The sequence below is a fragment of the Actinomadura rubrisoli genome, from assembly GCF_004349215.1.
In the GTDB taxonomy this organism is placed as follows: Bacteria; Actinomycetota; Actinomycetes; order Streptosporangiales; family Streptosporangiaceae; genus Spirillospora; species Spirillospora rubrisoli.
The window spans coordinates 1-5,803 of the sequence record NZ_SMKU01000472.1 but is presented as its reverse complement, the minus strand read 5'-3'; the positions used below and the strand labels follow the sequence as shown (position 1 = coordinate 5,803).

Here is a 5,803-nt window from a genome sequence, read left to right as displayed (position 1 = left end):
GACCACCACCGACGCGCCCCGCGCCCCGGTCCCCGAACGGTTCCGCACCACCTACGTCCCGCCCAAGCCGCGGCGCCGGCGACGCCGCGCCGGCCGCCTCCTGGGGGCGCTGCTGCTCCCCGCCGCCGTGGCCGGGGGCCTGTTCGCCTGGACGCACCGGCCCGCCCGGCAGGGCGACCTGGCGGTGACGGCCGTGGACGCCCGGGTGGACACCTCCCGCCCGCGCTGCGACGACGAGGTCAACGTCACCGGCACGCTCACCACCAACGGCGCGCCCGGCCATATCGCCTACCAGTGGTGGCGCAGCGACGAGGACGGCCCCGAGCCGCCCCGCCGCCAGGCCGTCGAGAAGGGCCGCACCCGCACGACCGTCCACCTGCTGTGGAGGCTCCACGGGACCGGCCGGCACCGGTTCACCGCGACCCTGACCGTCCTCGGCGACGCCCCGCTCCAGGACAAGGCCGCCTTCACCTACTCCTGCGGACGGTGATCGGGGCACGGCAGCACGGCCGTCAGCACGGTCCCCTTCCCCGGCTCCGACAGCAGTTCCAGGGTGCCGTCCACGGCCGCCACCCGGTCCTGGAGCCCGGCCAGCCCCGACCCCGGCCGGGCGGCGGCCCGTCCCACCCCGTCGTCGGCGACCTGGACCGTCAACCGGCCTCCGGCCAGATCGGCGGTGACGTCGATCCGGTCGGCGCGAGCGTGCCGCAACGCGTTGGTCAGCCCCTCGCCGGCCACGAAGTAGGCGGTCAGGGCGATCGGCTGCGGCAGGTCCTTCAGCGGGTGGTCCGCGTGCAGCCGGGCGGGGCCGTCGGCGCACCGGACCAGCTCGCGCAGCGCGGCCCGCAGCCCCCCGCTGGTCAGGACCGCCGGATGGATGCCCCGGGCCAGCTCCCGCAGCGACCGCACGGCGGTGCGCAGCCGCGCCTCGACCTCGTCGATCGCGTCGTCGACCTCCCGGCGGTGCTCGGGCGGGACGGTCCGCGCGGCCGCGTCCCGCACCCGGGCGAGCTCCACCCCGGCCCAGACGAGCTGGGGCTGCGCCCCGTCGTGCAGGTCGCGCTCCAGGCGGTGCCGGGCCTCGTCCTCGGCCGCCACGATCCGCGCGAGCAGCGCCCGGACCTGGGCGAGGTGGGCCCGCGCGACCGCCTGCAGCCGGGTGTTCTCCAGCACCAGCCGGGTCGTCTCGGTCACCGCCTCCAGCAGCCGGGGCTCGGCGTTCAGGCTGTGGTCGTGGACCAGGACCGCCACCGGGTCGCCGGGATCCCCGATCACGGTGACCGCCATCTCGCAGTCCCCGCCGGGCAGCCGGACGGGCGCGCCCTCGGCGGTGAGGTACCCGTCCTCCAGCGGGAACAGGATCCGCAGGCGGGGGTCGTGCATCGTCTGGGCCAACTTCGCCTGGAGCCGCCCCGGGGGCAGCTCGGCGATCTCCCGGACCAGGTCCGACACCCGCGCCTCGTCCAGCCGCTCCCGGAGCAGGCCCATGAAGAACGCCGCCGGGATGGACGCCACCGCCCCGAACTGCGCCGCGGCGAGCGTCCGGTCGAAGACGGGGTGGCTGAACCACGGCATCAGCGCGCCCTGCACGCTCACCGCCGTCCACAGCCCCGCCGTGATGATCATCGCGACCGTGGGGAACGCCAGCACCCGCCGCTCCCGCCACCCGGCCCGCCGGTAGCGCCGGATGACGACGGACGCGCCGAAGAGCACCAGGATCCCGCCGCCCACGGCCAGGACCAGCCACACGACCGCGGACAGGACGGGCTCGTGGACGGGATTGACCGGCGCGCACACGTCCCGGCACGGCCCGTCCGGCCGGGGGACGCCGACCAGCGCGAGCGCCACGGCCGTGACCGCCCCGAGCCAGTAGCCCCCGGCGACCACGCGCCGCCCAGCCACGTCCCGCACCGTACCGGTCGGGTAGGACAGGAAGACGTGCGCGCCCAGCGGGAGCTGGAAGGTGACCAGCCAGGACGACGCCATCACCAGCAGCCGCAGCGCCCGCGCGCCGCCCTCAAGCGCGAACGCGGCCGGGGCGGTGCAGCCCAGCAGCAGCCCGAGCAACATCATCATGGTGCCCATGGGTCGCCGGGGCCGCACCCGGACGACCAGGAACCCGGCCAGCAGCCACGCCCCGACCTGCGCCAGCTCCTTGACATAGAACAGCGGTCCGAAAGTCCCCCAGCCGACCGCCAGCCTGGTATCGAACGTGATCAGTCCCGCGCCCGCCACCAGCAACGCCCAGTGCACCGGACGCACGCGTTCCTCTTGCCGTTCGTCCGCAAGTCCCATGGGCGCACTATTTCTGGACAGCCGAATTCCGGTTGACACCTCTGACGTGCACTGGGAGCAGCACCCAGCGTAACAGCCGGCAAACACGGCGCAATGCCGATGCCGCGCATTCGTCAACGGGATGAGGGCCGGGCTGAATGCCGCAGGCCCCTGGGCGGGACGGGCCTTCGGCCGAAAAGCCCAGTTCAGAGTATGAATCGAGATCGCCAGGGGACACTTGTTCGCGATAGAACCGGGGGCGGGGTCGCGGGCGCGGCCCATGAGGAGGAGGACACGCGATGGACTTCAAGCTGGAACTGGTGCAGGTGCCCGTCTCGGACGTGGACCGCGCGAAGGCGTTCTACACCGAGAAGGCCGGCTTCAACGCCGACCATGATCACCAGGTCAACGACGAGATCCGCTTCGTCCAGCTGACGCCGCCCGGGTCGGCGTGCTCGATCAGCATCGGCACGGGCCTCGGGCCCGAGATGAAACCGGGCTCGATCCAGAGCCTGCAACTGGTCGTCACCGACGCCGACGCCGCCCGGGCGGAGCTGGCCGGGCGCGGGGTCGAGGTCAGCGATGTGCACGACTTCCCCTGGGGCCGCTTCGTCTTCTTCCAGGACCCGGACGGCAACGGCTGGAACGTCCAGGAGACCCAGTCCCCGACCTGAGCCGCCCGCGTCAGGGCCGGCGGGTCTTCACCACACGGACATGACGCTGACACCCACGCCGGGCAGTGAGGGGAGCGACTGCCCGCCCGCCACCGAGCCGAGAGGCTTACCCGAGCAGTCCTGGCCGGAGTACACGCTCAGGACGACCGGGACGCCCACGCCTCCCGGGTGGGTGTTGGCAACCGAACGGAGCGGGATCGGCGAGTTCAGGCATCCCGCACCCGCGCCGAACGTCGTGATCGGCCCCGTGAAGTTGCTCCCCGACCAGCCGCACAGCGAATTGGCGGAGCAACCAGCGGGGGCGGCCGACGCGGACGCCGGCGACATCGTCAGGACGGCCGCCGACGCCGCCACCGACAGGGCGAGCGAGACACGACTCAGGGTGCGCCACATGGCTTTACTCCCTCTGTAAATGGTCATGCCCCATACAGTCACTGCAAAGGCGAACGTAGTCCACAAGAAACTGAATGTTGCCGCAAACGGACATCACCGTCGGCGCTTTCCAGCGGAGCGGAGGGTGAAGAGGTTGGCGGCCAGGGTGGCGCCCACGGCCAGGCCCATGCCCAGCACGGCGCCGCCGACCCTCAGGGACGGAGCGCTGAATCCCAGGGCCAGCACGACGAGCACACCGGCGACCACCAGCAGGGCGTGGCCCACGGCCCCGGTTCTGGTCACCCGGTGCAGGACGGCCAGGACGAGCATCGCGACCACGACGGGGACGGCCACCGCCAGACCCGCCCCTCGGGTGGAGATGTGCCCGTGGTGTTCGGTGGCGTCCAAGGCCGTCTCCAGGCCCGCGCCGATCGCGGCCAGGGCGGCGAAGACCACGTAGTGGCCATATCCCCAGAACAGGGCCGTGCGCAGGGTCGTCAGCCCGGCGTCGGCCCCGGTGAAGTAGATCCACCACAGGGAGAAGACCAGCAGCAGGCCGCCCGCGGCGATCAGCAGCACCGGAGCCGACACGCCGTGGTCGGTCACGGCGGACTGGACGGCCGCGAGCGTGCCCAGGATCACCTCGCCGAGGACGATGATCGTGAACAGCCCGTAGCGTTCGGCGATGTGCCCGGGGTGCCAGGTGGTGGGGGCGCCCCGGTACTCGGCCCACGCGGGCACGGCCAGCTCCGCCACCACCAGGACCAGGAAGGTGGCCCAGGCCCAGGCCCCGGGCGCCCATAGCCGGGCGATCCACCCCGCCTGCACCACGGCGATACCGGCGGCGTACCGGAGCGCGCCGCCGCGGCCTTCGGGATGCTCGGCGGCGGCGCGGAGCCACTGGGTCAGCAGCGCCACCCGCATGATGACGTAGCCGATCACCACCGTGGTGAAGTCGGAGTCCTCGAACACCGCGCGCACACCGGCGGCCAGCACCAGCACGCCGGCCATCTGCAGCAGCGTCAGGAGCCGGTAGGGCACGTCGTCGGTGTCGTAGGCGGAGGCGAACCAGGTGAAGTTCATCCACGCCCACCAGATCGCGAAGAACACCGCGGCGTACCTCGCCAGCCCCGGCCCGGCGTGCCCTTCGGCGAGCGCGTGGTGCAGCTGGGCCGCGGCCTGGGAGACCGCGACCACGAACGTCAGGTCGAACAGCAGCTCCAGCGGCGTCGACGCCCGGTGCTCCTCGCCCGGATCACGCCCGCGCATCACCCGCCGCACCGGCCCGCCGACACCGGCGGCCAGGCCGCTCATCGAACGCTCTCCCGCATGCCCGCGCGCCCCGCTCTCGATCTCATATCTGCTGCCTGCCCAGGTCATCGCCCGAGGGAACGCCGGAGATCCGGATTGTCGGACCGGCGCGCGACGGGAGGCTGCCGCGCCTGGCCGCGCTCTTCCTCTGAGCGGCCCGCCGCGCCGTCAGGAGATCCAGCCGTTGGCGCGCGCCTGGTAGAGCATGTGCCCGGCCTCCCGGCTGTCGAGCATCTCCAGCCCGCGGACCGCCCAGAACCGCAGCGACTCGTCCATGCTCTCCAACTGGTCGCGGAACACCTCCAGCGCCTTCGCGGACCGGGCCTCGGCGATGAGTTCCAGCAGCCAGCAGCGCAGGCCGGGATCGTCCCGCTCCGCCGCGAACTCCGCCATCAGCTCGTCGACATAGGCGTCGGCGTGCTCCCGCAGAAAGTCGAACGCGTCCTCCCGGACCTGCGGGTCCCTGTTCCGCATGAGTTCCATGGCCTGTTCGAAACGCCGCCGCGACATGGCCCGACCCTACGGCCGACCACTGACACGCCCGAACGCGCCGGCTACCAGGTCGCCTCCTTGACGATGACGGGTTCCACCAGGGAGACCCCGTGACCGCTGGTCCGCCTGCCTTCGTACACCTCCTCCCTGGTGACCTCCGCACCAGCGGGATCCTCGCGACGCACCTCTTCGGCCACCCCGCGGACGTCGTCCATCGGTCTTCTCAAGCCCGGATCGCGGGGCTCCTCTGCCTGGCCACGTAGATCGAGACGAGGTGCATGCCCACCGCGGCGGGAAGGAGGAGGAACACCAGCCCCGAGGTCAGGTTTCCCAGGCTCATGGCGCCGACGACACCCGCGCAGAGGACGCCGGGAAGGGTCACGCCCCAGCGGATCCCTTGGCGCGCCCGGCGCAGGAGCAGCGCGGCGACGATCTCGATCGCGGTCACGCAGAGGGCCGTCACCAGCACCGCGACCGAGCCGTCGGGGCCGAAGAACGCGTCCCGCCTTGCGGTCGGGCTCATGAGCAGGATGAAAAGGGAGCCGCCCACGCAGATCTCGGCGATCACTCCCCAAAGGAGGGCGCCGCCCCGTCCGCGACCCGCCTCTCCTCTGCCCACCAGGCAGACAATAGTGAGGAGTCGATAGCCGGGCGGACGAACCGTTATCCGGGCGGGGTGG

At 72.5% G+C, this 5,803-nt stretch carries 8 protein-coding genes; 2 read left to right on the top strand and 6 right to left on the bottom strand.

The annotated features are described in order from the left end of the window. Window positions 1–490, top strand: a 490-nt coding sequence (locus tag E1298_RS48940) for a hypothetical protein (protein WP_207945194.1), incomplete at its 5' end; no start/stop codon positions are given. Here E1298_RS48940 and E1298_RS43220 read toward each other — a convergent pair. After that, the gene (locus E1298_RS43220) at window positions 472–2,295 is read right to left on the bottom strand and encodes a sensor histidine kinase (protein WP_131903187.1); all 1,824 of its coding nucleotides are present in this window, start codon (window positions 2,293–2,295) and stop codon (window positions 472–474) included. The two genes, E1298_RS48940 and E1298_RS43220, sit on opposite strands and share 19 nt — an antisense overlap. A 278-nt stretch (window positions 2,296–2,573) precedes the next feature. On the opposite strand from E1298_RS43220, the gene E1298_RS43215 reads away from it, so the two are divergent. Next, on the top strand, window positions 2,574–2,948 hold the full coding sequence (locus E1298_RS43215) for a glyoxalase superfamily protein (protein ID WP_131903186.1): 375 nt from the start codon (window positions 2,574–2,576) through the stop codon (window positions 2,946–2,948). Window positions 2,949–2,975: 27 nt separating this feature from the next. Here E1298_RS43215 and E1298_RS43210 read toward each other — a convergent pair whose 3' ends face one another. From E1298_RS43210 to E1298_RS43195, 5 genes are all read right to left on the bottom strand, one after another. Next, a complete protein-coding gene (locus E1298_RS43210; protein ID WP_165975942.1) occupies window positions 2,976–3,341 on the bottom strand; it encodes a peptidase inhibitor family I36 protein in 366 nt (121 codons plus the stop codon). 93 nt (window positions 3,342–3,434) lie between these two features. After that, window positions 3,435–4,634, bottom strand: a complete 1,200-nt coding sequence (locus E1298_RS43205; RefSeq protein ID WP_131903184.1) for a low temperature requirement protein A — start codon at window positions 4,632–4,634, stop codon at window positions 3,435–3,437. A gap of 165 nt (window positions 4,635–4,799) precedes the next feature. Continuing rightward, window positions 4,800–5,141, bottom strand: coding sequence for a HEAT repeat domain-containing protein (locus E1298_RS43200; RefSeq protein WP_207945193.1), 342 nt, complete (start codon window positions 5,139–5,141; stop codon window positions 4,800–4,802). A 44-nt stretch (window positions 5,142–5,185) separates the two neighbouring features. Further along, the gene (locus tag E1298_RS48935; RefSeq protein WP_165975941.1) at window positions 5,186–5,338 is read right to left on the bottom strand and encodes a hypothetical protein; all 153 of its coding nucleotides are present in this window, start codon (window positions 5,336–5,338) and stop codon (window positions 5,186–5,188) included. Between the two features lie 8 nt (window positions 5,339–5,346). Then, window positions 5,347–5,742 (bottom strand): hypothetical protein, encoded by a 396-nt coding sequence (locus E1298_RS43195; protein WP_131903183.1) that lies wholly within the window; start codon window positions 5,740–5,742, stop codon window positions 5,347–5,349. Window positions 5,743–5,803 lie beyond the last annotated feature (61 nt).